Here is a 26,203-nt window from a genome sequence, read left to right on the forward strand (position 1 = left end):
GAGAGAATATCCTCGAGTGAAGCGGCATTTTTGACGATTCCTACTCAGCGCGCAGCTTGAACGTGTTCATACACCTGTTGGCATAATTCATGTGTCGCGAGGCTATCAGACGCTACGACCGATTCGGAATGTTCCCCTTTGATCGTCCGAAGGAACGCGTCTAACATATCGACGAACCCGCGTCGCTTTAATGTCGCTTCCCAGTTATCGAGCGGATACCGGAGCGTTCCTTGCTTCGTCAATTGATCGAGTGTCGTCACGTCGGTTGCGACCCGTTTTTCCTCCGGTCCCATCACTTCGACGCGTTCTTCCGTCATACCGTTATCGCGGTTCATGACACCGATTGCCGTGATGCCGTTTGAGACGAATTGAATCGTCACGTGATGTAGCCCGCTTTCGTCTTGCTTACTCTTGACGTGTAAGTCTTCAATCTCACCACGTCCCGTCAAAAAGCGAAGCGTGTCCGCGACATGGATGAAATCATCGAACAGAAATGGCTTGGCGTCTTCGATGAACGACGTCCGATTCTTTTGCATGAGGACGAGATTCGGATCGTTCACTTCAAGTAATCGCTGGTGTGCTGACGCAAAGCGACGATTGAATCCCGTGATGAACGGTAACTGCTTCTCTTCCGATAGACGAGTCAGTTCACGAATTTCTTCAATTTCCATCGAGACTGGTTTATCAACGTAGACGGCGATTCCTGCTTCTAGCGCTTGTCGCGCTTGCTCGGCATGGACGACGGTCGCTGAATGGATCATAACCGCGTCGATCCCTTCCTGTACAGCATCAGTAAACGTCGCGTATGTCCCCGCAAAGCGATAGTCTGCTTGCAATCGTTTTGCTTTCTCTTCATCTCGTGAAATCAAATATACCTCGATACCAGATCGTTCAGCATAGACCGGTAAATAGGCTTTTTGAGCGATGTCCCCTAAACCAATGACGGCTAATTTCATATGAACTCCTCCTTTTCGACTGTTGCTTACATTCCCTATGATACGTTAATTGACACGAAAAGATGAGAAACAGCCCTTTACAGGCATCAAATTCCTTTTTTTGAAAAGAAGTGAATTTCCTTTTTTTGTTTTATGATAAAACCATATTTGAACAAGGAGGGAATGAGTTTTTATGAAGCGCTTGCTCCGTACTAGTCTTACGCTCTTATTATTGTTCGCTTTGTGCCTTCCCGCCATTCCGGCTCAGGCAGCCAGTTACCAAGTCGTCGTCACTTCGACGATTGGAGCGAACATCCGCTCGAAGCCGAGTACCGCCTCGTCCGCAACGATTGTAAGACGTGCTGCGTACAAGGCAAAATTCACAGCCGTCTCGTATACGAATGGCTGGTACAAGATCAAGGACGGAGGTACATATCGTTATCTATCGAACCAGGTCGCTCAAAAAGTATCGAGTAGCTCAGTGAAGACGTACAAAATCGTCGTCTACTCGAAAGCTGGAGCGAACGTCCGAACATCCCCAAGCACGGCATCGTCAAAGAATATCAAGCGACTCGCACCTTACAACTCGAAGTTCAATGCGGTTTCGTATTCGAACGGTTGGTATAAGGTCAAAGGTACGACCAATTACTACTATGTGTCGAACCAAGTCGCTAGAAAAGTGACGACGAGCAGTCCAAAACCCTCGAGTGGTAGTTATCCTGTTGCGTCGATGCGGTATTTTAAGCTTGGATCGTCAAGTTATCAATTGACGAAAGAAAGTTTCGTTCGCCGTTACCCAGCGAGTACAACGAAACTATTGACGGGGATCGTCGCTTATGACGAAGCAGCGCGTAAAGGCACACTCGATCAAACGTTCACCCTGACGTCTGCGATGTTATCTGTCCCTGCTGGCAGTAGCGTAGCGGGTTTCCGTGTTGGCGACAAAGTGACGATGCGCCAACTCTTGAACGGGATGCTGATCCGCTCTGGCAACGATGCAGCAAAAGCGATCGCCGTCCGGACAGCAGGTTCTGAATCGAAGTTCGTCTCGTACATGAATAACCGCGCCCGTTCAATCGGGATGAGTGCGAGCCATTTCATGAACCCACACGGTTTCTATCATCCAAGTCATTACACGACAGCTGCTGATATGCAAAAACTCGCGAATACATATGCGAAGTACAGCACGCTCATGACGATCAGTGGACGCAAGTCGTATCAGACGACCGTTAAAGGACCGTATGCACGGACATTGACGTGGTATCATACGAATACGTCGCTTCCAGGAGATACACGTGTTTATGCAAGCAAGACTGGTTACACACCGGAATCTGGTTACACACGTGTCTTCTTCATCAAAAAAGGATCGACACGATATGGTCTCGTCACACTGAAAGGAACGTTGTCCCAAACCGAGACGACACTTCGCTCCGTCTTAAATCAATAATCGACTCATCAACAGTCTGGTTTTCCGTTTCGGGAGCCAGACTGTTTTCTTTTTCCTTCAAATTATACTTGCGCTGAAAACGAATTCATCTTAGAGTTGAAATTAGAATCAGACGTCTGACGTCTTAATGAAGGAGAGTTTTTACGTGGGAAATGTCAGTTTATTATTTGGGGGCGTTGCGCTCTTTTTAAATAGTTTGACCTTGTTCGGAAAAGTCGATCTCCGTAGCGCTGGCGTCTTCAGTCTCATCACGGGTCTACTGCAAACGTTCATCGCAACGTATCTTGTCATCGGTGCTGCAGGTGATCCAGCGTTGACGTTCGGGTACGCGAGTATTTATTTGTTTGCCTTTACGTATGTTTATGTCGGGATCACGTTCTTATTTAACCTCGACGGAAGCGGTGTCGGTTGGTTTTCCTTGTTCGTTGCGATCGCCGCTTTATTTTATGCATTTGTCAGCTTCACGACAGCAGACATCATCGGCGGGGTGACATGGTTGTTCTGGGTATTGCTCTGGAGCCTGTTTTTCCTCGGGATGGGAATGAATCGTCCGATTGACGCGATTACTGCCCGCGTCGCCCTCGTATTAAGCTGGTTGACGTTGATCGTACCGGCATTGATCGGTCTTCGATTCGGCTACTTTAGTTCCGCATATCAATGGTTATGGAGTGGGGCTGCCGTTCTGACTGTTGTCTATTTCCTCTATACGATGATGAAATTCTCGATGCTTCGGACGATCCGCTCGTCGTGACATGCTAATCGATTCATCAAAAAAGATGTCTATTTCCGGTTATGAATCGGAGATGGACATCTTTTTTGATTGATGGAGAACGCTATCGTTCATCCGCGACTCCTACAGGAAAAGAAAGTGCCATTGGTACTTTCGTCAGGGATGAATCAGACCTGGCAAACAGCATGAAATGTTGGTTGCCGCGGCTGATTTCCCGCCTGAGGAAAGCGCGGATGAGAGTAGCGTTCGTTTCGTTATCAATCAGTCCTGATATCGCAATTTCCTCTCCATTCCAATCATTTGAGCGCTTCCTGCAGTTGAGCTTGAACTTCTTTTAACGACTTATCCGTCGGATGCCAGTAATAGATGCCGTCCGATTCGATGCCTCCTGATCCGTCAAGCGACAAGGTCTTGACGTTGCGTAAGGCATCCCGGTAGTCCGTCGCGACCGTCCGGGCAACGGAAAATGGTACGTTCGTCTTGACGTTTTTCCCGAGGGCGTCGAGGACAGCATTAAAGCGACGAATCGAGAAGTCTTCTGTCATCTTATCGGCGACTGCCTGAACGACTTGCCGTTGGCGGATTTGTCGTCCGAAGTCCCCACGTGGATCATCGTGCCGCATACGGGCATAGGCGAGTGCTTCCTTCCCGTTCAATGATAGTTCTCCTTTTGGGAACTGCATCTCATAGTACGAAAAATTGATATCGTTCTTGACTCTGACCCCATCCACCGCATTGACGAGATCCGTAAAACCCGCTAGATTGATCTCAGCGAAATAGTCGATTCGAATCTTTAACAGATGACTGACCGTATCAAGCGCCATCTGTGAACCACCGAAGGCATAGGCATGGTTGATTTTATCATTCGAACCATTGCCGATGATGTCTGTCTTTAAGTCGCGCGGGATGCTGATCATCTGACTGGTATTCGTTTTCGGATCAATCGTCACGACGATGATCGTATCACTCCGTCCTGTCTCATTTTTTCGTTGATCGACGCCGAGTAAGAGAAACGAGAGTCCTTTTTTCTGCTCAACGGCATTTTCCGTCTCAACGCTTGCTTTGACCGGTACCTGAACTTCTTTGAGCGTCTGACTCGCTTTATGATACACATATCCGCCTGAACTAAAGAGAAGGAGCAGGCAAATCCCCGTAAGTGTCAGTACGATCCATTTCCATTTCTTCATCACCCATTCTCCTTTTCTTCAATTTCAATTCAGGACGGTCGTTGTGCTTCGAGTACCAGTAAAGCATTGCGCCAGCTACCGAACAAGGCAGTGATGACTCCGATGCTTGGCGCATCACGTCCGATACTGAACCGTTGATAACTTGCGATCGTCAGATGCTCCGTCTCTTGTGCGGCTTCAGCAAGTACGTCGAGCACTTCTTCTTCCCGCCAGCGTTTACGCGGGAATTCGATGCCGATGATTTCAAGTGCGTTTGACCAAGAGCCGTACCGGCGGGCAATCGTTGCGACAGTCGGACGATTTTGACCAGCCGCCCACTTCGTGTAGGTCTGACTCGTCAAGACCGGCAAGACCCCTTGCGCTTCCAGTAATGACTCGATGATCCGTTGTTCCATTTCCTGGACGCGTTCCTTTAAGATATCCGCTTCTGACAATGCCTGCTGCCACGAGTTGAATTGATGGACGATATCCGTCAGGCTTGGTGCTTGTTTCTGTTGTGCCCATTCGCGGTACGTCGCACTCGTGAAAGGATGGAGTTCCTCCCGTGCCTGACGCAAGGCGTCAATGATTTCCGATTTCGTGAACGTCAAGCGGGCATGCCCGATGCCTGCTCGTTCCAAGGCGATTTGCCACGATCCAAACAGCATCAGGATTTCCGCGACGCTTGGATGAGTGGTGTGGAGTTGCCAGCGGAAATAGGTATTGGCCGTCAATTCATTCTTCCCGTTCGCAGCGAGACGGAGTGCTTGGATCGCTTCCTCCATATCGCGCATGACGATGTCCCCTTCCCATATATTCATGACTGGACGTTCCGGCGTACGGTCGTCTGTAAAGCATGACGAACGTTTCGGATGACGACGGCTTGTTCAGTGAACGTCATTTGTGAAGCAGACGGAAGGCAGATACCGTCTTCAAACAAGCGACGGCTGACGTCAACCCCTTCTGCTGTGACGAATGGTACGTCGCGATAGACAGGTTGTAAGTGCATCGGTTTCCAGACCGGGCGAGACTCGGCATTCGCTTGTTGCAGTGTCTGAATCATCGCATCGCGTTGCGCTTGACCACCCGGTAAAAGAAAGGCACTGAGCCAGCGGTTGGCGAACGTTCCAGGCTGCTCGACTTGCGACGTGACGCCGTCCGGGGCAAAGGCACGGTCGTAGCGATCAAAAATTTTCCGCCGTGCATCGACGCGTTGATCGAGAACCTCAAGCTGTCCCCGTCCGATCCCAGCAGCGACATTACTCATTCTGTAATTGTAGCCGACTTCCGTATGCTCATAATGCAAGACCTGCTGTCGCGCCTGTGTTCCGAGATAAAAGGCACGTTCGATCAGAGCCGGATCATTTGCGACGAGCATTCCGCCGCCTGACGTCGTGATGATTTTGTTGCCATTGAACGAATAGATACCGAACGTTCCGAACGTTCCGGTCATCCGCCCGTTGACACGAGTCCCGAGTGATTCTGCAGCATCCTCGATCAACGGAACATCGTATTCTTCACAAAGCGCAGCAATCTCCTCGATTTGCGCGGCGACACCGTACAGATGAACGACGATGACAGCCTTCGGAAGTCGACCACGTGTTGCCGCCTGGATCAACGCCCGCCGGAGTGCAACGGGCGACATGTTCCAGGTCTCTTCTTCCGAGTCGATCAATACAGGTCGCGCTCCGACATACCGAATCGGATTCGTCGAAGCAATGAACGTCAAAGACTGACAGAAGACATCATCCCCCGTCGTGACACCAAGTGTCGCGAGCGCCAGATGAATCGCTGCTGTCCCACTGCTCGTCGCAAGCGTTGCACCAGCACCCGTGTACGCTTGCATATCTCGTTCAAAGGCATCGACATTTGGTCCAAGAGGGGCGACCCAGTTCGTCTCGAGTGCCTCGGTGACATAACGGGCTTCTTGACCACTTAAATGCGGGATGGAGAGTGGGATGTGTTTCATGATGTTTCCTCCCTTCGAGATGACAGATGACGAATCGGTGTTCGGTAGAGCGGGAACCAGTGACCCATTTGAGTTTCCGGATGTTGTCGTTCGAATTGTCGCGTTAGACGCTCATAGATCGTGGCATCCAGAATCGACGTACCGAGTCCAAAAAACGTTTGATTCGCACTAAAGGATCGTTTGTAGGCAAGCAAGCTATCCGTATTCGATCGTGTCGTGCCTCCACCGAGATGAAGCGCTTGAAAACCGGCTTGTTTTGCCCAACGAATCATCTCCGCGAATAATAGGTGGTTGGGTCGAAGTGCTAACGACGCGGGATCGGAAGCACCGAGATGATAATGCGCGAACTGGCGACCGGTCAAGACGATACATCCGGCGATGATCCGTCCGTCATGTTCAGCAAGCAACAGGACATTTTTGATTCGTCCGTCCGCGAAGTGATCGAAGTAGGTCTGATCAAAGTAATACCGGGCATCGGCTTGATGTTTGTCCATCGTCATCTGATAGAGACGCGCGAAGTCCCGGTATTCTTCCGGGCGTCCCAGACGAATCGTGACGCCTTCGCGACGCGCCTTCCGGATGTTGCGTCGCGTCATTTGCGAAAAGTCGCTTTCGATCATCTCGAACGGGTCCGTTAGTTCCAGTGTCACGGTCGGCTGCAGGATCTCCGTTTGATGGCACCAGTATTGACCCAGTTCTTGATTGTGCAAGAGTGGATGGAAGCGAACCGTCTCTGTGACGATTCCCGTCTCATTGCAATAGCGTTCGAATCGCTCGCGCGCTTCGCGAATCTGATCGAGTGACCAGATGCCTTTGAAGGAAGGACCACCGTAGCCGTAAGGTGTCGTGATATCTTCAAAGAGTGTGCCTGGAATCCGTCGCCGCAAGTACGGATAGATCAACGTCCCAAACTCCGTCGGATAATAAAATAACTCAGGAATCTCGTCGTGTTCCTTCGCGAGTTCGAAGTAAGCATGTTCGTAGTAACAATCGAGCTGATAGGTCGCAACGAGTGCATCCCATTCGCGCGGATCCCGGATTAACCGTTCATCGCTTAACGACATCATGGGGAACACCTCCGTCGAGACCCTTGAACTCACCCATCCCAGTCTGATGAGCCGTCGAGTTCCCCTCTGACGAGATGACCATTTTGAACGTCTTGAACAAGATATAGAGATCGAGTCGGAATGTCTGATTCGCTGCGTACCATTGATCTTGCTCGAGTCGTTGTTGCCACGTCGTCGCGTTCCGTCCATGAATCTGCGCCCAGCCCGTCAGACCAGGAAGGACATCATGCCGTGTCATCTGCTCCTTCGTATAGTGGTTCAAATAACTGACGAGTAACGGACGCGGCCCGACGAAGCTCATCTGACCGCGAAGAATGTTAAAGAACTGCGGAATCTCATCAAGGCTTAAGCGACGAATCCACTCGAGTGATGCCGGAATCCGGTCTGCATCCGGGAGAAGTTTTCCCTCAGCATCCGTTTCGTTCGTCATCGTGCGGAATTTGTAGATTTTGAACAACTCCCCCTTGTAACCTGGGCGGACTTGATTGAAGAAAATCGGACGACCGAGCTTCGTATAGATGACTAAGGCGACGAGGGCGTAGACGGGAATCAGGATCAAGATAGCGATAAGACTAACCGTGAAGTCGAATGTGCGTTTCATGATGACGTCCTCCTTTTACATAGCTGAAAAGAGATCAAGTTGTCGTTTGATGACGTCGGCTTCGTTGAAATGTTTCATGGCACGGTCAAATCCGTTCCGTCCCATCTCGTTGGCACGGTCAGGATGTTCGACGAGTGTGTTCATCCGTTTGGCAAGCTTCGTGATATCGCGGACTTCGATGAGATAACCTGTCTTCCCCTCGACGACTTCCTCACGACAGCCGCGGATGTTTGTCGCGATGACCGGTTTTGCGCTCGCCATCGCTTCGATGATTGATCGTGGTACGCCTTCACGATGCGACGGTAAGACGAAGGCATCGACTTGTTGGAACAAACCCGGTACGTCTTCGACGAATCCAAGGTAGTCGACGTTTGGAATCTCGCGGATCCGCCGTAAGAATAAGTGTTTCGTCGTCTGATCGCGCTCGCTTGCCATCATCTCACCGGCAATGACGAGACGCGCTTCCGGGTGACGATAGACGACATCCTCGAATGCATCGAGCAGTTCGAGAATTCCTTTCTCTTCGACGATCCGACCGATGAATAAGAACGTAAACGGCGCTCCGGCTTCACGTGGTCGTGGGTAGAAGCGGGTCAAGTCGATTCCATTTCCGAGATGCATCAGCCGGGTATTCGCTTTAAAGCGTTTGCGCTGGGCGAGTTGATAATCTTCCTCGCTTTGAAGGAGCAGATAATCGGTCGCGAGACGTGCCAACCACTTTTCGACTGAATACGTTAGCTGATACGTCATCCGCCCCATCTTCTCGTGGAAGTAAAAACCGTGTGCCGTATAGACGATATGCTTCGTCCCGGCACGTTTGGCGGCGACCCGTCCAAGGGCGGCGGCGACTGGTGTGTGGACATGGACGGCGTCGTAACCATCCTCTTTCAGGATTCGCGTGATTTCACGGATCGTCCGCCAGTTACTCGTCCAGTCGATTCGCCGCTCGATCGGAATGTCATGCATCCGGAATCCCTTTGCTGCCAGTTTCACCGAGGCACCCGTGTCGGCACAGGCGATGCCGACGTCGTGCCCCGCATTTTGCAAAGCGAGTAAGAGCGGCTGCAACATCGTCTCTGCCGTCGTATCGAGAGCACAGACTTGAAGGATTTTTAGAGGCGCCATACGTGGACCCCCTCCGGTTGTTCTGCTCGTGGCAACATGCCTTTGATGTCGACGACGATGCCGCGACCGACCTTCAGTAAGTGTTGTGCCAGATTCCAACCACCTTCAACGTATTCTTCGTGTGAGACGGCAAAGATGACGACGTCGGCTGGTTTGAGTTCACTCATCTCGAGTAAGTCGATCCCGTACTCACGTTTTGCCTCACTCTTTTCGACGAGTCGGTCCGTCACTTGGACGTCGATTCCGAACTCTTCGATTTCATGAACGAGGTTCGCAACTTTCGAGTTGCGGATGTCGCTGACGTTTTCTTTGAACGATAATCCAAGAATTGTGACCCGGGCGCCGAGCACCGGCATGTTCTGTTTGATCAAGTTCTTAACGAGCGCTGTTGCGATGAAACGCCCCATCGTATCGTTGATCCGGCGACCGGCAAGGATGACTTCCGGATGGTATCCAAGTGACTCCGCCTTCATTGTCAGATAGAACGGATCGACACCGATACAGTGACCACCGACGAGACCCGGACGGAACGGGAGGAAGTTCCATTTCGTACCGGCTGCTTCGAGGACTTCGAGCGTATCGATGTTCATCCGGTCGAAGATGATTGCGAGTTCGTTCATCAAGGCGATGTTGAGGTCGCGTTGTGTGTTTTCGATGATTTTTGCTGCTTCCGCGACCTTGATCGATGAGGCACGGTGGACACCGGCTTCGACGACGGCTTCATAAACTTCCGCGACGATATCCAGTGTCTGTTCATCTTGGGCGGAGACGATTTTTTTAATCGTTTTAAACGTGTGCTCATGGTCACCCGGGTTGATTCGCTCCGGTGAGTAGCCGACGAAGAAGTCGACACCAGCGCATAAGCCGGACGCTTCTTCAAGAACCGGGATACAATCTTCTTCCGTAGCTCCAGGGTAGACGGTCGACTCGTAGACGACGATGTCGCCTTTATTGAGCTGGCGACCCACGAGGTGCGACGCCCGTAAGAGTGGTGTCAGGTCCGGCTGGTTCTGTGCATTGATCGGGGTCGGAACGGCGATGATGATGAAGTCGCTCGCCTGCAGTACCGATGGATCTGAGACATAATCGACGGTTGCGTTCTTCAACGTGAAGGGACTCAGTTCGAGTGTCGCGTCGATGCCTTCTTGAAGTTCTTGGATTCGTTGTTCCTTGATGTCAAAGCCGATCACGCCCGTCTTTTCACCGAACGCAACGGCAACGGGAAGTCCGACGTAGCCGAGTCCGACGACGGCAATCGAACGGTTGGCAATGGGAAGTGCACCAGTATGGGCTGCTGTCGTATCTACGATGTGTTTGACTGCCTTGTTCATGTTGGGTTCCTCCTATTTCATCGACTGTTTGACGATCAACGTTTTTCCGTTTGGCTCTTGTTTGACGTGTTCGACTGGTTCGAGGACGATTTTCATGTCGGAGCCGAGTAACTTGCGCATCTCGTTCAAGAGAATCTGTTCGTGCTTCGGTTGGAAACGTTTCGCATCCGGAATATAGCGGAGTGTCACATGATTGAGCGCATGCTGTTCGACTTGGAGTCGTAGAACTGAGTTCGGTAGCTCCCGGGCAATCGTCGTGATGTCTCCTTCGAAGACTTTGCCACGCTTCTCGCTGACGATGTAGCTCGTTCCCCGACCATCGATCGAGGCGATGACGGGACCATTTAATCCGCAGCCGCATGTCTCGTCACTGAGTGTCATCCGGTCACCGATCCGGTAACGAATCAGCGGTGTGCCGCGTGTCGTAAAACATGTGACGACGACTTCTCCGTCCTCTCCATACGGTTCGATGATGCCAGTTTCGTGGTGCAGATGCAGTTTATGATGGCGGCACTCCGAGATGATTGGTGCTCCTTCCGAGGAACCGTATTGATCAAAGACCGGGACACCGAATGCTTCCTCGAGGATGGAGCGCATCTCCTCCGTCACCGTTTCGGATGTCGGGAAGATGGCGATCAGCGGGATATCCAGTTGAATGTGGTGCTTCAGCATATAACGGGCGATTTCGACCATCGCCGTCGGTGTTCCGTCGAGTGCGCGTGGTTGAAAACGATTCAGCTCTTCAATATAGGCTGGGAAGTTCTCTTCTTTCATATGAAAAATCGAGAGTAACAATTGATTGAGTGGTCGATTCATCCGCCAGAAGATCGGTTTCGTTTGATCGACGGCTGTCAGCGTCCGCCCGGTGAAGCTTGCCCGGCGCATTCCGGCCTTGAAACCGTGGAGTTCCTTGAAGTAATCAAGATGGGCCATCCGTTCCTGGACATCTTCTCGCATGAAGGCGACTTGGAGTGACTTTCCGCTCGTCCCTCCCGTCCGTCCGCGAACCGGCGCATCGACACGGGACATGAAAGCATCATTGTTTTGGCGAAGCGTCTCTTTTTCAAGGATCGGAATCGTCTTCAGCTGCTCGAGTGACGTAAACGGTAACTGGATGTCATGTTCGTGAAAGAGTTGTCTGTAATACGGTGTATGCGCCACGGCGAAGGCAAGGAACGCATTCAGACGGTCGAGTTGTTCCGCTTGGTAATCCCGCGTCCGGTCCTTCATCCGGAGCTCCTTCATCTTTTGCTCATAGAAGCGACCGTAGCGTTCTTGCATCAACTTCCGACCGTATAACGAGGTCAGCCAATTTTGGATGAAAATTGGAGAGCGATAGTAGATATTCTCTTTAAGCGCCATCTTGGATTTCCTCCTTCATCAAGTAATGGCTCTCGTACCAGTCGATGAATGCATGGACACCAGCTTCGACCGTCGTCTGTGGTCGGTAGCCGATTGTCTCAAATAGTGAGGAGACATCGGCGAAACTTTCCGGGACGTCACCCGGCTGTAACGGCATCCCGTTCTTGATCGCCGTCTTACCGAGGCGTCGTTCAATCAAGGCGACGAATTCACTTAAGCGAATCGGGCTATGACTACCGATGTTGTAGACGCGATACGGGACGTTGCTACGATCCGGTAAGGGATTTGACGCGTCAAACGTCGCGTCGACTTCCGGTTCAGTCTGGAACAGACGATAGATGCTTTCGATGATATCGTCGACGTAGGTGAAGTCTCGTCCCATCTCGCCGTAGTTGTAGAGATCGATTGGTTCGCCCTTCGCAATTGCCTCCGTGAATTTGAACAATGCCATATCCGGGCGCCCCCATGGACCGTAGACGCTAAAGAAGCGAAGCCCTGTCGTCTTGATGCCGTAAAGGCTGCTATAGGTGTGTGCCATCAATTCGTTCGCTTTCTTTGAAGCGGCATAAAGACTTAGCGGATGATCGACGGCGTCCGTCGTCGCAAACGGCATCTTCGTATTCGATCCATAGACGGAACTCGATGAAGCGTAGATCAACTGCTCGACGGGATGATGGCGGCAGGCTTCTAGAATCGAGAGAAAACCGACGATGTTGGATGTCATGTAGACGTCTGGTCGGTCGATGCTGTACCGTACGCCTGCTTGTGCTGCGAGATGCAGAACGAGATCAATTGATTCTTGTTCAAAGATTCGCGCGACGACTTCCGTCTCTTCGAGCGAGACCCGGTAAAATGTATAATTCGTGCCGAGTTCAGCGAGCCGGGCTTCTTTTAACGTCGGGTCGTAATAGTCGTTCACTTCATCGAGTCCGATGACTCGGTAACCCTCCCGGATGAAACGACGTGCGGCATGAAATCCAATGAAGCCTGCGATACCAGTGATTAAGATCGTTTTATTCGGCACGGTGTTCGACCTCCTCGAAGTAGTGGCGCGCTTGCAGGCGCATGTAGTGAACGGATGTATAGACGATGAGTAACATCGGGAACAACTTATACCGGTGTCGAATGGCCGTTCCGACGTTGCCGGTTCCAAGACCGAAGATCAACGCGTTGAGTGCAAAAAGAAGGAAAAAGAAGAAGAGGACGCTGCCGAACGGATGCTGACGAATCAGTTTGAACGACCGAACGATGGCAAAACAACCGATGAAGTAGAAGATGGCGTCAAGGAAGAAAATCAGGATGTTCATGACACTCGACCATTGCCACGGGAATGGTGAGAACAGGAAGTAGATCATCCGGATCGGTGAGTAGAGAATCATGTCGCCTGGACCTGTCACCGTCAATCCATTCAAGTAAGCGGAGCCGCCACGGTCATAGCTCATCCCGCTGAACAACTGTCCGTTTTCCGATACGTGAGTGAACTTCGCGAACAAGACGTCTTGGAAGCTGTAGACGATGAAGCCGACGACGAGTACTTGGAAAATCAGTCGCTGTACCTTCGTCGGTTCAAAGTCCATGCGTCGTGTCTCATGGCTATAAAACGAGAAGTAGACGAGTAAGACGACGATTCCAACGGCAAGACCGGAGTGGAACATCGTACTGACGAAGTAGCCGAGATACGCGAGAACCATATGTCTGCTGGACTTCTCTTCCGTCCAGCGGACCATGTAATAAAGCGTATAGACGATACCAAGAGCGACGATCTGATCCCGTAAGAGAATCGGTGAGAGCAACAATCCTTGCGGGAAGAACGCGAAGATGAGTGTTGCACCGAAGACGTATCGTTCCGGTAAACGTAACCGCTGTAACGTCTTTGCTAGAATGACGACGGCGACGACGCCGAGGATGACGTTGAAGAACTGAGCTAGGATTCGTTCCGGTCCGAACATCAGATAGAAAATTCCGAGAAACTTGGAATAGGTGCCGCGGACGACATCGTTGAAGGTCGACGGGTCGGTGAAGATTTGGACACCTTCGAGATGAAAGGCTTCCGTATCGTCCCCACTGTGCGGTGGTAAGCGGAACAGTTCGAGATCGATGAACATCAAAACCAATCGGACGAAGAAAGCGGTGATGAAGACGAGATAGAGCGGCGTCGTCTCGGCTTGGCGGAGTAGATAATAGAGAAACAACACCGAGTTGATGAGCAGCAAGGCGGTCACGTACGTGTCCGGGAAGAGCGACCGGGCGAATTGACAAACGAGCGCTTCAATGACGATGAGTAAGAGAATTGGTCGCATCTTCTTCCCTCCTTAACTGCTTTGTTCGACGACGAGGGCGACGTTTCGTGGATACAAGGAGCGATAGAGCGCGGGTAACAGTAGGACGATCTGAGTGACTGCGCAAAGTGTGTATGCAATCGTCGCTCCGTATAGTCCGTACAACGGAATCAAGAGGCTACAAGCGACGAGATTGACGACGACACTGCCGAAGATCGAGAGTGTCTGGATTCGAAACTGCTGGAAGCCGGTCAGTAGTGCTTGAATGACGGTCGAATTATAGAAGAACAACGACGCGACCATCATCAAGACGAAAATCAGATGATATTTGACGAACGACGCATTGTAGAAAATCGTCAAACCCCACTTTCCGAAGAAGATTGCTCCAAGAATCAGGAGGATCCCGACGACGTTCGTCATCAGTAACATCGACCGTGTCAGCTTGCGCAGTTCCGGTAAACTTTGGCGTTCTCCAGTCTCTGACGAGAAGTTCGGCAATAAGACAGCAATCAAGGAGTGGATGAACAGACTACCGAGTACGAGTAGATAGGCAATGCTTGCATAATATCCGAGCTCTTCCGTTCCGATCGCATGTCCAACGAATAACCGTGGGATGTTCGCGTTCAAGGCGATCAGTAGAGCGACGAACCCGAGTGGCATCGCTTTAAGGAACAACTCCTTACCGGATCGATATCGTAAGTCGAGCGCTTGGTTGTCAAAACCACGACCGACCCGGCGAATCGTCGGGAGATCGTAGACGAGTAACATGATCAAGTTACCAGTGATCAAAGCGATGACGAATCCCTGGATCGAATGGGTCGTAAAGAGGACGAGTGCTGCGCCTGAGACATTCAGGAGACTGCGAAAAATCTTCGAGATGGCGACTTCCTTGAAGGCAGTGTGTCCCTGTAAGAAGCCGTATCCGAGATCAGCGAACGACTCCATGTATTTATTGAGATAGACGAGTAACGTCAGTAGTAAGATGTTCGCTTCACCGAAGAAATAATAGACACCAAGGAGGACGAAAACACCTGCCGAGAGGAGCGAAAAACGGGTCTTGATGAAGAGCCAGAAGTTCGTCAGTCCAGCCCGTTCTGCCGTCAGGATCGTACTGGCATTCAGCCAACAGAACATGACGATTGGTGCGGTGATGGCAAGGGCGTAATTGAAGTAGCCGATATTGAGCGGCGTACTCCATTTGATCAGGAGCGTCAAGATCATCCATTGATGCAACGAATATGCTGTATCTGCAATGAAGATGAGATTGAAGCGAGACAGCCGAACCGTTTTCATCGTTCTACCCCCTCTCTATTTACGAGCGATCCGCATCGTTGGTGCGACTGGATCGGCATCGGTCTCGTTCGTCGCTTCTAATAAATACTGGCGAAGTGTATCATCCCGATCGAGCGCTTGGGCGATCTCACGCAAGTACGGATCGACGGAGCCGAAGGGGCGTGTCTTTCCGACGAGGATCTTATCGAAGACGAGTTCGTCATGCACCTCATCACGAGCGAGCAGTTCCTCGTAGAGTTTCTCCCCTTTTCGAATCCCGCTGTAGACGATCGGGATCTGTTCTTCCGTAAATCCACTCAAGTGAATCAAGTTTTTCGCAAGTGTCGTGATGTGAACCGGTTCACCCATATCGAGGACGAACACTTCGCCTCCTTTTGCGAGGACACTCGCTTGAATGACGAGACGACTCGCTTCCGGAATCGTCATGAAGTAACGTGTCATCCGAGGATCGGTGATCGTGATCGGCCCGCCTTTCGCGATTTGTTCCTTGAAAAGTGGGATGACGGAACCGCGGCTACCGAGGACGTTGCCGAACCGGACGACGGCGAACGTCGTTTCGCTATTTCTTGCCATCTGCTGGATGACCATCTCAGCGATTCGTTTCGTCGCGCCCATCACGCTCGTCGGATTGACTGCCTTATCGGTCGAGATCATGACGAAGCGTTTGACTCCAGCCGCTTCTGCTGCTCGGGCGACGTTACGTGTTCCGTAGATATTATTCTTGACGGCTTCGCTCGGATTATCCTCCATCAGCGGGACGTGCTTATGGGCTGCCGCATGATAGACGAGGTCCGGTTCGAAGCGTCGCATGACTTCAAGCATCCGGTCACTGTCCTGTACATCGGCGATGACGGATTCGAACTGGATGTCCTGGCTGAGACACTCGAGTTCCCGGCGAATCAGGTAGATACTGTTTTCACCGTGTCCAAGAAGAACAAGTCGTTCAGGACGAAAACGAATCAGTTGCCGGCAAATCTCGGAACCGATTGATCCACCGGCACCGGTGACGAGGACCGTCGCTCCATGCACACTTCGTTCGATTTCCGTGATATCAAGCTCGACTGGTTCCCGTCCGAGTAAATCAGCGATTGAGACTTCACGGATTTGTTGAATCGAGACCTTACCGGAAGCGAGTTCAACGAGCATCGGTAACGTATGCGCCTCGACTTGCGTCTGTTTAATTCGATTCAACAGTTCGATTCGTCGCGGATACGGTAAGGACGGGATCGCGAGGACGACCGCTTCAATCTTTTGTTCCTTGATGATGCATTCAAGTTGCTCGATCGCTCCGATGACAGGAACACCGTGAATTCGCATCCCGCGTAATTCAAGCGAGTCATCGAGTAATCCGACGACGTTTAAGATATGCGATTTCTTTTGTTTCAGTTCTTTCGTGATCATCTGTCCGGAAGCTCCGGCACCGATGATTAGCGTCCGTTTGCCGAGCGTCTTATGCTCCGGAACGAGTCTGAGACTACGGCCACGAATCAACAACCGGACGAATAAGATACCGTTCAAGACAAGTCCCGTCTGCAAGAAGATCGCCCGTTCGACCGCAAAGTCGAACAACGCATATTCAAGACCAAGTAAAACGAAACTGCTGGCAAGGACGACGACGAGGAGAACGGCGAGATCACGTAAGCTCGCGTAGCGCCAGATGATTTGATAGAAACGCATCCAATGAGCGACGAAGGTGAGGGCAATCCACTGGATGAGTGCGATTTCGAGCGCATCCTGTAACTCGAAATTGACGGTGAGATGGAGCGGATTAAAGAAGTAGAACGTTACTACGGTTGCGAGTGCGATGACTCCGGCGTCGATCAGGCGAAGGAGTCCAATCTTCAACTGCCGACGATACGGGGTAAGCGGGGAATGCTGCATGATGGTGTCTCCTCTCCTCTCTCATGAGTGCGTCCGGGGAATGACTTTCGGATAACTGTCGGTCGCTTCACGTGTCACTTCTTTTTTGCTTAACGAGCGCGAATAGACGATCAGGAGTCCGAGCATTAAACCAAGGACACCACCGATTCCCGTATTCATCAAAATGTTCGGGGATACGGGCTTCGTTGGAATTCGTGCACTAGAGAAGACTTCCGTCTTACTCGTGTTAATCAGTTGCGGGAGATAATCCTGGAAGACTTCCGTCATCGTATTTGCCTGAATGGCTGCCTGCTCCGCTGAACGATCTGTGATGGATAAGGCGATGACTTGCGAATCGAGATTGCTCGAGACCGTCAGACGATCCGTCAAATCGAATAATCGCTTGTCGGTGACGTTCATCTTTTGGGCAACCTGATCGACGACCTCTGGGCTTCGCAAGATATCTTGATAGGTACTGACGAGTGTCGGCGTCGATGTCGCCTCTGCGTTTGCTTGAGGAACGACGAGGATGTAGGCCGTCGCTTCATATGTCTTCGGAATGACATACGTGCTGAGTGCATATCCGGCACCTGCGAAGAGCATCGTGAAGAGTGCCAGTAGCCACCAGCCGCGTCGGAGTGTCGTCAGATGATCTCCAAAGGTTTTTCTTTGATGCATCGAGCTCACTGTTGTTCACCTCTTTCTAGCTTGACCGAATGGATGGACATTGGTTATGTCTACACCTTATTTCCAATCGAATTCCAAAACAATTAGAGCTTGGTGAAAATGATTATATTTTTTTCGGTAGCTATCTCGTTTGCGTGACGCGAGTTCACAGCAGGAATTCATGTCACAAAAAAAACGCGATTCACGAAAAAATGATTGCGTTTTTCTTAATATTTTTTCATTGGTATGCATGATTTTTTAAAAGATGAGGGTAAATACAAATTTGACGATTAAAAAGTATTTGAATCGGTAATAAGTCCTATATGAAGGGTGGATAGTCTTTAGAAATCATGTTAAAATCAGTCAATATACCCACATCGTTTGCCTTATCCATCCTAGTCATTTGGATCATGCTCGATGCTTGGATTCGTCCTCTATCCTTTACGGACGAAGTGTTACCGAAACAGTGGTCACTTTGGTTGCTTCCTGCCTACATCATTCTGTTCAGCGTCTGTTGGTTCATCTTACGACCGTTCTATCGCGTCAATCGCACAACTGGACATCAAATCGGATTTATTTTTCTGATTTATCTGACATTTCATATTGTATTTTTCTTTTTTAACGCGAATACGGATCGTGTCCTTGCTTCGCTTTACCTCATTTCGACTTGGCTTTTCGTCGGCATCGTCTCTTCGCTCTCACGTACATCGATCGATCAATGGCATCGTCTTCTGTATTACTTCCTTTACGGACAAGCCGTCTTTCTCGCTTCCTACGCACTCATCGTCTCGTTTGGCACAGAGTATGTTCCGGTCGAAAACCTACAATGGCTTCGAATCGGTCCTTTGTCGTTTCCTCAGCTGTATGTCGGAGAGCAAGGTTCATTCCTTCGCCTTGCTGGACTGATGAACAATCCGAATACGTTCGCAGCGTGGCTCGTTCCGGGAGGACTGCTTGCTTGGTTCTATCTACTCCGACAGTTTCCACGTTGGCAAAGTCTTCTGCACGCTGTTTTCTTACTCCTGATCGTCATTGCTTTGCTAAGGAGCGGTTCGCAGACAGGAATCTACTCCTTCGTCCTCCTGGCACTCTTGACGAGTATTCGAATGGTTCCGGGAACGAGACGCCGGATGCAGGTAGCTGCCTGTTATGTGACAGGAAGCCTGATCTTATGTGCCGTCTTCGCATTTCAAGGTCTGCTTCCTCGTCTGCTCAGTCTTAACGGACGATTTACGCTTTGGCAAGCAGGATGGCACGCTTCCGCTGACGCGCTCTGGTTCGGTCACGGGATCGGAAGTGCCCCGCGTGGAATGCAGGAACAACTCGGGGAACGGATTCTTTATACATTTCACAGCACACCGATCACGTTTCTCTACGAATTCGGTCTCATCGGTTGTCTGCTGTACGGTGCAGTCTTTCTGTATCTGTTTTATCGACTGCTTCGCATTCAGACGACGGATCTCGCTTTCCTCGCGCTCTTGCTAGCCAGCTGGCTCGGGTTACTCCAATTCACGGAAAGTGTTCTCGTCAGACCGAGTGGATTTTATTTCATTTGGCTCAGCCTTCTTGCTTATGCGTCGCTTCGTCGACTTCCACATCACGACAGTACCCACACCTAGACGCACCTACACGAAAGGGGTATGACATCATGAAGAAATGGACAGAACAACAAGTCATCGATAGCCTGATCGAAGCTAGTATCGAATATCCCTCTCTCGACGCAAAGACATATGCGCGCTGGTCGGTCGGAAAAGACATTCCATCGATCACGACGATCATCAATGTATTCGGCTCTTGGCGTGAAGCACTCCAAGCTGCTGGTCTCTCATCAATTCGTCCGTATTTTTCAGATGAAGAGATTCTTACTTTCATCAAGGAAGCATCGACACGTTTACATCCCTTCCATAGTAATAGCTACCGGGAGTGGGCAAAAGCCAAACACGGACCATCCTTGACGCTGATCAACTTACGTTTCGGTTCTTGGTCACGTGCGCTTGAAGAAGCACAGATCGAGATGACACGCTCCATCTCGATGACGGAAGAACGGATCATCACTGCTTTACTTGAAGCTTCCGATGTCCTTTCGCGTCTGACAACACAGACGTATGCGATTTGGGCACAGGAAAATGGACATCCGACAGTCGCGACGATTGCCCGTAAATATGGTTCGTGGGCAGATGCTCTCGCTTGCCTTGACATCGCTCCACCTCGCCGGAAATGGGTCGAAGAAGACGTCCTTGAAGCACTGCGGCAGGCACAAGAAGAATTACCTTCTCTCAGCATCATCCATTACCGAAAATGGGCAGAAGGTCGCTCGGTTCCGAGTACCTCGACGATCAACGCCCTCTTCGGCAGCTGGACCTCTGCCGTGCAATGTCTCAAGCGTGCACGCGTTTCTCTTTCCTAATCCTTCTCTTCCATCTAAAAAAGGAGTGACCCGGTACGTTACCGGATCACTCCTTTTTCGTGCGTATCATGATTTTTCGATCTGCTCAAGTAAAGATGCCGGTAATAGTGTCACCGTATCGTGCTTCAACAAATAGATGTCTTCCGTATACGCCCCGATCCGTCGAGGATTGCGTTGCCCGTGGAGATTGTTTCGGATCGCTTTCGGAAAATTGACCCCACATTCATAGGCATGAAGATACCCCCCACCAAATCGTGGATTGATTTCCGATAAGTAGAGCGTGCCGTCAACATCGAACAGATCAAAATCTAGTGGACCGACGAGACGAGTTCCCGCTAAGACCTGCTCAATCAATTCAAAGACGTCGTCGCGTTTGACGGAGCGACTCTTATCCGTTTCTCCTGCGCGCATGACGAGTTTCTCCTTAATGAAGATATCCGTCACCTCATGCGTCAGCCAATCGACATAAACATCAACGCCAAGCTCTTGTCCTCTTAAGTATTCCTGAATCAATAAATTCGGATGGACAGCGAACAATCCTTCGACGACCTGAAGGGAGGAGACGGTTTGGACATGAAGACTAGCACTGCCGTTACGTGGTTTTACGAAGACTGGAAATGCGATTTCCCCTTGCGCGAGCGCATTTTTGAATGCGTCGAGCGTCGCGTATGTCCGTGCATGGGCAATCCCTTCCGTAACACAATACGTATACATAGCGTATTTATCAAAGCATAATTGGCACGCATCCACCGGTGAGACAAGGACCGTGACACCGATTGCTTCAAATCGTTCCGTTGCCGCTGCGAGCAACTCCAGTTCGGGATCTATCAATGACAACAGCGCCGTTACGCCTTCCCGCTGACACAACTCTAGTAGATGATCGATATACCCCGGTGCGTCGATGCGCGGGACAAGATAATGACGTTCCGTCATATAAAGACCCGGTGCAAGTGGATTACAATCCGCAGTACTGACGCGACCGTCCGGCATCTCACGGACGAAGTACTCGACCAGTTTCGTCCGGCGACCGACGCTTGTCATCAACAAATGGGCAGTCTTCATAGTGGCAATCTCCTTCGTTAAAAGTGATGCCTTTTCTTTTCGTGCCAGAAAGAAAGACTTCCTGCTTGACGCCGGACTTTTTTCCTACGAACGAGCAGATAGCATCCGATTCCGATCAATGCTCCCGTTCCATCGAGTAGCACATCTTGGACGAGACCAGTCCGGTCACCCGTTAAAATTTGATGAAACTCATCAAACACAGCGATGGTGATTGCTAATGAGTAAGCGAATAAGATGGCAAGACCCGGTGTCAAACGACGACGCGTCAAATCAATCAAGCCGATACCTAATACGAGAAACGTCGAGACGTGCGCTGCTTTACGAATGAAAAATTCAATGAACCCACTGCGTCCGAGCGCCGCTACACTGACTTCTCCATGATACGAGAAGGAGATGAATCGTAGATGATCGACGAATCCTAATGGGATATAGCGAGATAGATCAGGTTTGATCGATTGCGCCTGATAGGGCATCGAACTTGAGATGAAGAGGATCAATAGGACGGCAAAGACGACATAGCCGGACCAGGTGATTTTTTTCATGAAGACACTCCCTTATGTGATATCACTTTAGAATAGCACGGACAGAAACGATAGGCGATTTTCTCCGAAAATCAATTTCTATTTTAACCCAGTTCATTTTTTTAGTTTCCTTGAAAAACGATATTTTACATTTATCAGGTTTCTTTTATAATGAAAGTGGTTAATTAGTACTATAAAGAATGAGCTGAAGAATAGGAGTGGAGTGCCATGAATCGTGCACTAGGAAAAAAAATCATGCAATTGCGCAAACAACACAAGTATACTCAAAAATTTTTAGGTGAACGGTGTGGTGAATCAGCAACGGACATTTCCGCTTACGAACGTGGTCAGCGCATTCCTTCTGCTCAAGTTTTGGAACGATTGGCTCTTGCTTTAGACACGACGATCATTGATCTCATCGATCCGAAGTATGTACAGCATCCTTCATTGAGTGAATTCATGCAACAAGCGCTTGAACCATCGCAACCGCTTGATCTAAAGCTCATTCTTGAAGATTTACTGGTTCATCTCAGTCTATCGAAGGAAATCTATTTTGATGGTCGACTCGTCTCATCACCTGTCCGGGATGAGATGGCAACGTTCATTGATCAAGCATTAAAGCGGGGTCTTTCTTCTATCGAAGCGTAAAAAAGAGATCAAAATCAGCTGATTTTGATCTCTTTTTTTATTCTGTTTGGACGATATGATCGATGTATAATTGATTGTCGTCATATGTTGCTTCTAATAACTGACGAAAAAACGTATTTTCGCTTGTTTTCTCGGATACGAATACACGTGCGTAATGCTTATGCGCCTGCTCGAGTACAGTGAATTTCAAAGTACGGGCAGATGAAGAGAAAAACAATTGACGACCGGGATAACCAAAGGCGTCCGTCGCTTTCGATTCTTCTAAGAAATGAAAAGGTTCGTCTGGAAACAAGGTCTCAATGAACGATAGACAACTTTGTTGAAAGGTACTTCCGCTCTGATTTTCCATGATACATCCGGCTCCTCTTTCTTATGATGTACTTTGAATCGTGCAAAGGAAACTACTGTATCTCATTACCCAGTCTTTAGACCTATTCAAACCAATATATTACATATATTTTTTATTTTATTAGTACATTATATTTTGTACTTATTGTTTTTCGAACTCCAATACCATCATTGTCTTTCCTTCATATAGAAATTGTCCATGATAACGCGATAACGTCGCAAATTCAAACAGCGTTTTTGGTTCGTATAGATATTCGATCGCATAACTGACTTTTTCCTCTTGTCCGGATTTGAGATAAGCGTTGAACAAAAGACGCTCCCCATCGATGTGATAGCCATAGAAAAGTAATGTCTTTTGAAAGCGTCGTGTCGCAATCGGATGGACAATTGATTTCAGGTGATCGATGTGATACAAGGACACAAGCAAGCGTCCGCTCGGTCGTAGCAACTGACGGATGTTTCGGAAGAACAACAGTAATTCCCCGCGCGTATAACGTAAAATCGTCGTTCCCGGTAAGATGATTCGATCAAAATACTCAGGTCCGACGACGTCCGTCACGTCATGACTCCATCCATAAACCTTATGCTGATACGCCTCCGCGATTTGCTTCGTCCGCGAAGCTTCCGGTTCGATCAGATAAAGGTCATACCCCTCATCCGATAAAAGATTAAACAGGGATGGATCAAACGTTCCATGAAACAGGATCCGCTCTCCTTTTTGTAGATAACGTCGATAGAGCATCAACTCATCGACTTCATTTAACTGTTGTGCTTCTTGGTACAATCGACCAAATCGTTCATCTCCCTGGACATGATCGAGCACTTGGACGCGGGAGTAGCTACCTTTACGCAAAAACGGACCAAATAAGATCTCACCCATGATACATCAACTCCTTGTAATGCTGAATCGCTTCCGCATAGTCTGCGCCGAGTCGCTCTGGCAACACGTCGAATTGTTCCTTTTGATCCGCTTCTAAAATCCAGAGGAATGCTTCGTTCGTCTCGAACAGGCGTAACGTCGTTCGATCGAACGCAAAACACCCTTCCTCATTTTGAATGCCGATCAATGTTAACGGTCCAATCCGTCCAGACGTCCGGGGTAATTCAAGATCCGAGTAAGGGGTGATGAAACGGCTCGTCCCTTGAAACGACCCTGCCAGTTGATACAACAACGGAAACAACTCCAGTTCCGTTTGCGATGCGAGCGCCTCCGGTTGAGGTTGCTGTTCTCGAAGACATTCAATATCGCTTGAAATATCCGCACTCAACTGAATCGTTTTTTGTCGATCAGCGTAAATCCCGTCCGCAAAAAAGAACAGGCGATGCGAGACGCGTAATCCGCTTAATGTCGCATAATCGAGAATACCCATCGATTGATCGTTTTGAATGCGCCCCGTTTGCTGCCAGTCTTGTAACCGCTCGGCAAGTGCATCGCGAGATAAAACCGTCAGCTGTGACGCAAGTGACGGAGATAAACGATCTGAGAACGTCAACAAAATCGGGGTCCGGCTCATCAGTTCGATGATCGGCAGATCGTGCCGCATCGGATGATCAAAATAAATGACACTATTGATCGTCATCATTTGAAAACTCTCTACTGGAATCCGGTCCAACAATGAGCTGTCCTCAATGTAGACATGACGCAGCGGTTGTGGATGGTGCGGCACGGATGCGGGATAGACACCCGTCATCAACGAAAGGAGAGCATGATGGACAGCCGGAACGGATGCCGAAACCGGTATCTCTTCCTGCGGTAAGAAGAGACCGTTCAGGAAATCCGGTTGACCGAACAGAACCTCCCCGTTCTGCCGGATCAAATGAAACTGGACGTGTAGCATCTCGTGTTGCAAATAGGCAACGAGACGCAACGTACGCTCCCCTTCTCCTTGGAGGACGAAGACATAGTGCTCATATTCCTGAAAATCCATGTAATCGAGTAAATCATGAAACGTATGCGTATCATAATCAAAGGCATCGATTGAAATACGATGTGTCTCACAAAAAGTCTGCATCGCGAGGGATGGCAAGGAACGTTGTAACCAGCCGTTTTGTTCCGATAAAAGTGATAATCCGATCATGTCCTCTCTCCTTTCTCGTCAAGTGATTGAAAAAAGGGCTTCATTCTCTACTATCCGAATGAAGTCCTTTTTGTGTGTATTAAGCCGATTTGATAGTTGCTTTTGGTTTCGTATTAGTCCGGTCCATTTCCCGATGAGCGAGGGGGGCGACGGAGACGGTAGCAGGATTGAGACACCAAGCGCAAGAAGTCATGTTACGTCGCGTTTCTTTTAAAATGAGTGTCATGGTTGTACCCCTTTCTGAATCAAGTGAGATGGTCGTTGAAACATTGATACGAAATCAAGTAAATCAGTGGTATCCCGTTCCATTCGCTTCTATAATAGAAATTGGTACCCTGTACCAGTTCAATCTTCACGAAAGGACGAGGAGCCGATGGATCAATTCATGTCACCGCAAATCGGCTTAGCATTACGCCGACTGCGAAAGAAACATAATCTGACACAAAAAGATTTAGCAAACGGAATTTGCAGTCAAGCAGAAATCAGCAAGATCGAGAGTGGTACCCATTCACCGACGGTTGAGCTTCTCTTTGCACTATCTAAAAAACTACAAGTTCCTTTTTCTTCATTCTTTGATCATGCCAATTATCGTGAAGCTTTCTATCATCTAGACGAAGAACTACTGAAAAAATTTCGAAATAACGAATTTGATGACGTTTACCATGAAACAAAATCAAGACTAGAACAATCAAATGTTGATGAGGAAGTTAGCTTGCTACTTAACTATTACAATAATATTGCTGCTCACAAATTAAATAAAATTGATTATAGAACTTGCATTGTAGTCTTACGCCAGCTATCGGAAAAGTATTCCTCCACCTTTTATTCTCCTAGCATGATTATTCGAATAAAGTCAGCGATTGCAAATCTGTACTCTGAAAATAAAAATTATTCACATAGTAGAAAAGTTTACGAAGAAATTATTAACCTAGACTTTGAGAGCGAAGAACTTGTATTAGATCGTATTCGCATTCTATATAATTTCTCAAAAACTCTTTTTCAGTTGAAAGACATGCAGTATGCGCTCAACATAACTAATGAAGCAATCGAGCAAAGTTTAAAATATAAAGATATGTCTATGCTTGGTCAGCTATATTACCAAAAAGGTTCTTGTCTTGAAAATTTAAACGAAGACTATGATTTAATCAAAAAATCTTATGAACGAGCTTTTGTATTCTTTGAATTATTAAAAATGAAAGAATATCAGCAAATCATATTAACCTATAAATCAAAATACATTATCTAATTAAACTTGTGCCTTATTTATAACAACATACTCATACGGTAATTCTGTTTTTGCCACTTGCT

26 protein-coding genes are annotated in these 26,203 nt (G+C 49.1%); 6 read left to right on the plus strand and 20 right to left on the minus strand.

Annotation, left to right across the window (positions count from 1 at the left end):
• Positions 1–44: 44 nt before the first annotated feature.
• Entirely contained in the window at positions 45–956 is a 912-nt protein-coding gene (locus tag B2U10_RS03950; protein WP_290785753.1) for a Gfo/Idh/MocA family protein, read from the minus strand.
• Positions 957–1,128: 172 nt separating this feature from the next.
• Here B2U10_RS03950 and B2U10_RS03955 point away from each other — a divergent pair, with 172 nt between their 5' ends.
• Positions 1,129–2,382: an SH3 domain-containing protein gene (locus tag B2U10_RS03955; RefSeq protein WP_290774658.1), complete on the plus strand. Its 1,254-nt coding sequence runs from the start codon at positions 1,129–1,131 to the stop codon at positions 2,380–2,382.
• Positions 2,383–2,527: 145 nt separating this feature from the next.
• On the plus strand, positions 2,528–3,133 hold the full coding sequence (locus tag B2U10_RS03960) for an AmiS/UreI family transporter (protein ID WP_290752698.1): 606 nt from the start codon (positions 2,528–2,530) through the stop codon (positions 3,131–3,133).
• Between the two features lie 275 nt (positions 3,134–3,408).
• On the opposite strand, the gene B2U10_RS03965 is transcribed toward B2U10_RS03960, so the two are convergent.
• From B2U10_RS03965 to B2U10_RS04025, 13 genes are read right to left on the minus strand one after another with little or no spacing between them, the layout of a single operon-like run.
• Positions 3,409–4,299: an LCP family protein gene (locus B2U10_RS03965; protein ID WP_290785756.1), complete on the minus strand. Its 891-nt coding sequence runs from the start codon at positions 4,297–4,299 to the stop codon at positions 3,409–3,411.
• Positions 4,300–4,328: 29 nt separating this feature from the next.
• A complete protein-coding gene (locus B2U10_RS03970; RefSeq protein WP_290785759.1) occupies positions 4,329–5,072 on the minus strand; it encodes a hypothetical protein in 744 nt (247 codons plus the stop codon).
• Positions 5,073–5,095: 23 nt separating this feature from the next.
• Positions 5,096–6,247, minus strand: coding sequence for an aminotransferase class I/II-fold pyridoxal phosphate-dependent enzyme (locus B2U10_RS03975; protein ID WP_290785762.1), 1,152 nt, complete (start codon positions 6,245–6,247; stop codon positions 5,096–5,098).
• The gene (locus B2U10_RS03980; RefSeq protein WP_035410377.1) at positions 6,244–7,314 is read right to left on the minus strand and encodes a lipid II:glycine glycyltransferase FemX; all 1,071 of its coding nucleotides are present in this window, start codon (positions 7,312–7,314) and stop codon (positions 6,244–6,246) included. The genes B2U10_RS03975 and B2U10_RS03980 overlap by 4 nt, the downstream gene beginning before the upstream one ends.
• Positions 7,295–7,915, minus strand: a complete 621-nt coding sequence (locus B2U10_RS03985) for a sugar transferase (RefSeq protein ID WP_290752713.1) — start codon at positions 7,913–7,915, stop codon at positions 7,295–7,297. The genes B2U10_RS03980 and B2U10_RS03985 overlap by 20 nt, the downstream gene beginning before the upstream one ends.
• 15 nt (positions 7,916–7,930) lie before the next feature.
• On the minus strand, positions 7,931–9,040 hold the full coding sequence (locus B2U10_RS03990; protein ID WP_035410382.1) for a glycosyltransferase family 4 protein: 1,110 nt from the start codon (positions 9,038–9,040) through the stop codon (positions 7,931–7,933).
• Positions 9,028–10,371 (minus strand): nucleotide sugar dehydrogenase, encoded by a 1,344-nt coding sequence (locus B2U10_RS03995; RefSeq protein WP_290785766.1) that lies wholly within the window; start codon positions 10,369–10,371, stop codon positions 9,028–9,030. The genes B2U10_RS03990 and B2U10_RS03995 overlap by 13 nt, the downstream gene beginning before the upstream one ends.
• Positions 10,372–10,383: 12 nt before the next feature.
• The gene (locus tag B2U10_RS04000; RefSeq protein ID WP_290752719.1) at positions 10,384–11,733 is read right to left on the minus strand and encodes a phenylacetate--CoA ligase family protein; all 1,350 of its coding nucleotides are present in this window, start codon (positions 11,731–11,733) and stop codon (positions 10,384–10,386) included.
• Positions 11,723–12,757, minus strand: coding sequence for an NAD-dependent epimerase (locus B2U10_RS04005; protein ID WP_035410391.1), 1,035 nt, complete (start codon positions 12,755–12,757; stop codon positions 11,723–11,725). Before B2U10_RS04005 ends, B2U10_RS04000 begins: the two co-directional genes overlap by 11 nt.
• A complete protein-coding gene (locus B2U10_RS04010; RefSeq protein ID WP_290785769.1) occupies positions 12,747–14,033 on the minus strand; it encodes a glycosyltransferase family 39 protein in 1,287 nt (428 codons plus the stop codon). Before B2U10_RS04010 ends, B2U10_RS04005 begins: the two co-directional genes overlap by 11 nt.
• 12 nt (positions 14,034–14,045) lie before the next feature.
• Positions 14,046–15,305 carry an oligosaccharide flippase family protein gene (locus tag B2U10_RS04015; protein WP_056063271.1) on the minus strand — a complete coding sequence of 420 codons (1,260 nt, stop codon included), beginning with the start codon at positions 15,303–15,305 and terminating at the stop codon, positions 14,046–14,048.
• Positions 15,306–15,320: 15 nt separating this feature from the next.
• Positions 15,321–17,186 carry a polysaccharide biosynthesis protein gene (locus B2U10_RS04020; protein ID WP_290785773.1) on the minus strand — a complete coding sequence of 622 codons (1,866 nt, stop codon included), beginning with the start codon at positions 17,184–17,186 and terminating at the stop codon, positions 15,321–15,323.
• Positions 17,187–17,207: 21 nt separating this feature from the next.
• A complete protein-coding gene (locus B2U10_RS04025; RefSeq protein WP_231496901.1) occupies positions 17,208–17,843 on the minus strand; it encodes a YveK family protein in 636 nt (211 codons plus the stop codon).
• A gap of 338 nt (positions 17,844–18,181) precedes the next feature.
• Between B2U10_RS04025 and B2U10_RS04030 the strand changes: the two genes are divergently transcribed.
• Both B2U10_RS04030 and B2U10_RS04035 read left to right on the plus strand, forming a co-directional pair.
• Positions 18,182–19,450, plus strand: a complete 1,269-nt coding sequence (locus B2U10_RS04030) for an O-antigen ligase family protein (protein ID WP_290785777.1) — start codon at positions 18,182–18,184, stop codon at positions 19,448–19,450.
• A gap of 29 nt (positions 19,451–19,479) precedes the next feature.
• Positions 19,480–20,238: a homing endonuclease associated repeat-containing protein gene (locus tag B2U10_RS04035; protein ID WP_290752739.1), complete on the plus strand. Its 759-nt coding sequence runs from the start codon at positions 19,480–19,482 to the stop codon at positions 20,236–20,238.
• 66 nt (positions 20,239–20,304) lie between these two features.
• Here the strand turns inward: B2U10_RS04035 and B2U10_RS04040 are convergent, their stop codons facing one another.
• Together B2U10_RS04040 and B2U10_RS04045 are read right to left on the minus strand one after the other, a co-directional pair.
• Positions 20,305–21,300 carry an ATP-grasp domain-containing protein gene (locus tag B2U10_RS04040; protein ID WP_290785779.1) on the minus strand — a complete coding sequence of 332 codons (996 nt, stop codon included), beginning with the start codon at positions 21,298–21,300 and terminating at the stop codon, positions 20,305–20,307.
• A 17-nt stretch (positions 21,301–21,317) separates the two neighbouring features.
• Positions 21,318–21,842, minus strand: a complete 525-nt coding sequence (locus B2U10_RS04045; protein WP_290785782.1) for a VanZ family protein — start codon at positions 21,840–21,842, stop codon at positions 21,318–21,320.
• A gap of 207 nt (positions 21,843–22,049) precedes the next feature.
• Between B2U10_RS04045 and B2U10_RS04050 the strand changes: the two genes are divergently transcribed.
• Positions 22,050–22,469, plus strand: coding sequence for a helix-turn-helix domain-containing protein (locus B2U10_RS04050; RefSeq protein WP_290785787.1), 420 nt, complete (start codon positions 22,050–22,052; stop codon positions 22,467–22,469).
• 37 nt (positions 22,470–22,506) lie between these two features.
• On the opposite strand, the gene B2U10_RS04055 is transcribed toward B2U10_RS04050, so the two are convergent.
• The 4 genes from B2U10_RS04055 to B2U10_RS04070 all read right to left on the minus strand — a co-directional run bounded on the left by B2U10_RS04055 (position 22,507) and on the right by B2U10_RS04070 (position 25,121).
• Positions 22,507–22,818 (minus strand): hypothetical protein, encoded by a 312-nt coding sequence (locus B2U10_RS04055; protein WP_290785790.1) that lies wholly within the window; start codon positions 22,816–22,818, stop codon positions 22,507–22,509.
• Between the two features lie 141 nt (positions 22,819–22,959).
• Positions 22,960–23,697 carry a hypothetical protein gene (locus tag B2U10_RS04060; protein ID WP_290785793.1) on the minus strand — a complete coding sequence of 246 codons (738 nt, stop codon included), beginning with the start codon at positions 23,695–23,697 and terminating at the stop codon, positions 22,960–22,962.
• Positions 23,690–24,895, minus strand: a complete 1,206-nt coding sequence (locus B2U10_RS04065; protein WP_290785796.1) for a hypothetical protein — start codon at positions 24,893–24,895, stop codon at positions 23,690–23,692. Before B2U10_RS04065 ends, B2U10_RS04060 begins: the two co-directional genes overlap by 8 nt.
• 79 nt (positions 24,896–24,974) lie before the next feature.
• Positions 24,975–25,121, minus strand: coding sequence for a hypothetical protein (locus B2U10_RS04070; protein ID WP_290756601.1), 147 nt, complete (start codon positions 25,119–25,121; stop codon positions 24,975–24,977).
• A 147-nt stretch (positions 25,122–25,268) separates the two neighbouring features.
• On the opposite strand from B2U10_RS04070, the gene B2U10_RS04075 reads away from it, so the two are divergent.
• Complete coding sequence (locus B2U10_RS04075) at positions 25,269–26,141, plus strand: helix-turn-helix domain-containing protein (RefSeq protein ID WP_290785799.1); 873 nt, start codon at positions 25,269–25,271, stop codon at positions 26,139–26,141.
• The last annotated feature ends 62 nt before the right edge of the window (positions 26,142–26,203 follow it).

The sequence above is a fragment of the Exiguobacterium sp. UBA7533 genome (assembly GCF_002479335.1).
Taxonomy (GTDB): Bacteria; Bacillota; Bacilli; order Exiguobacteriales; family Exiguobacteriaceae; genus Exiguobacterium_A.

Excerpts from the sequence above, each read along its gene's own strand:
- B2U10_RS03950 (WP_290785753.1), bottom strand. The coding sequence starts at position 956 with ATGAAATTAGCCGTCATTGGTTTAGGGGACATCGCTCAAAAAGCCTAT.
- B2U10_RS03955 (WP_290774658.1), top strand. The coding sequence starts at position 1,129 with ATGAAGCGCTTGCTCCGTACTAGTCTTACGCTCTTATTATTGTTCGCT.
- B2U10_RS03965 (WP_290785756.1), bottom strand. The coding sequence starts at position 4,299 with ATGAAGAAATGGAAATGGATCGTACTGACACTTACGGGGATTTGCCTG.
- B2U10_RS03970 (WP_290785759.1), bottom strand. The coding sequence starts at position 5,072 with ATGCGCGATATGGAGGAAGCGATCCAAGCACTCCGTCTCGCTGCGAAC.
- B2U10_RS03975 (WP_290785762.1), bottom strand. The coding sequence starts at position 6,247 with ATGAAACACATCCCACTCTCCATCCCGCATTTAAGTGGTCAAGAAGCC.
- B2U10_RS03980 (WP_035410377.1), bottom strand. The coding sequence starts at position 7,314 with ATGATGTCGTTAAGCGATGAACGGTTAATCCGGGATCCGCGCGAATGG.
- B2U10_RS03985 (WP_290752713.1), bottom strand. The coding sequence starts at position 7,915 with ATGAAACGCACATTCGACTTCACGGTTAGTCTTATCGCTATCTTGATC.
- B2U10_RS03990 (WP_035410382.1), bottom strand. The coding sequence starts at position 9,040 with ATGGCGCCTCTAAAAATCCTTCAAGTCTGTGCTCTCGATACGACGGCA.
- B2U10_RS03995 (WP_290785766.1), bottom strand. The coding sequence starts at position 10,371 with ATGAACAAGGCAGTCAAACACATCGTAGATACGACAGCAGCCCATACT.
- B2U10_RS04000 (WP_290752719.1), bottom strand. The coding sequence starts at position 11,733 with ATGGCGCTTAAAGAGAATATCTACTATCGCTCTCCAATTTTCATCCAA.
- B2U10_RS04010 (WP_290785769.1), bottom strand. The coding sequence starts at position 14,033 with ATGCGACCAATTCTCTTACTCATCGTCATTGAAGCGCTCGTTTGTCAA.
- B2U10_RS04015 (WP_056063271.1), bottom strand. The coding sequence starts at position 15,305 with ATGAAAACGGTTCGGCTGTCTCGCTTCAATCTCATCTTCATTGCAGAT.
- B2U10_RS04020 (WP_290785773.1), bottom strand. The coding sequence starts at position 17,186 with ATGCAGCATTCCCCGCTTACCCCGTATCGTCGGCAGTTGAAGATTGGA.
- B2U10_RS04025 (WP_231496901.1), bottom strand. The coding sequence starts at position 17,843 with ATGCATCAAAGAAAAACCTTTGGAGATCATCTGACGACACTCCGACGC.
- B2U10_RS04030 (WP_290785777.1), top strand. The coding sequence starts at position 18,182 with ATGTTAAAATCAGTCAATATACCCACATCGTTTGCCTTATCCATCCTA.
- B2U10_RS04035 (WP_290752739.1), top strand. The coding sequence starts at position 19,480 with ATGAAGAAATGGACAGAACAACAAGTCATCGATAGCCTGATCGAAGCT.
- B2U10_RS04040 (WP_290785779.1), bottom strand. The coding sequence starts at position 21,300 with ATGAAGACTGCCCATTTGTTGATGACAAGCGTCGGTCGCCGGACGAAA.
- B2U10_RS04045 (WP_290785782.1), bottom strand. The coding sequence starts at position 21,842 with ATGAAAAAAATCACCTGGTCCGGCTATGTCGTCTTTGCCGTCCTATTG.
- B2U10_RS04050 (WP_290785787.1), top strand. The coding sequence starts at position 22,050 with ATGAATCGTGCACTAGGAAAAAAAATCATGCAATTGCGCAAACAACAC.
- B2U10_RS04055 (WP_290785790.1), bottom strand. The coding sequence starts at position 22,818 with ATGGAAAATCAGAGCGGAAGTACCTTTCAACAAAGTTGTCTATCGTTC.
- B2U10_RS04060 (WP_290785793.1), bottom strand. The coding sequence starts at position 23,697 with ATGGGTGAGATCTTATTTGGTCCGTTTTTGCGTAAAGGTAGCTACTCC.
- B2U10_RS04065 (WP_290785796.1), bottom strand. The coding sequence starts at position 24,895 with ATGATCGGATTATCACTTTTATCGGAACAAAACGGCTGGTTACAACGT.
- B2U10_RS04070 (WP_290756601.1), bottom strand. The coding sequence starts at position 25,121 with ATGACACTCATTTTAAAAGAAACGCGACGTAACATGACTTCTTGCGCT.
- B2U10_RS04075 (WP_290785799.1), top strand. The coding sequence starts at position 25,269 with ATGGATCAATTCATGTCACCGCAAATCGGCTTAGCATTACGCCGACTG.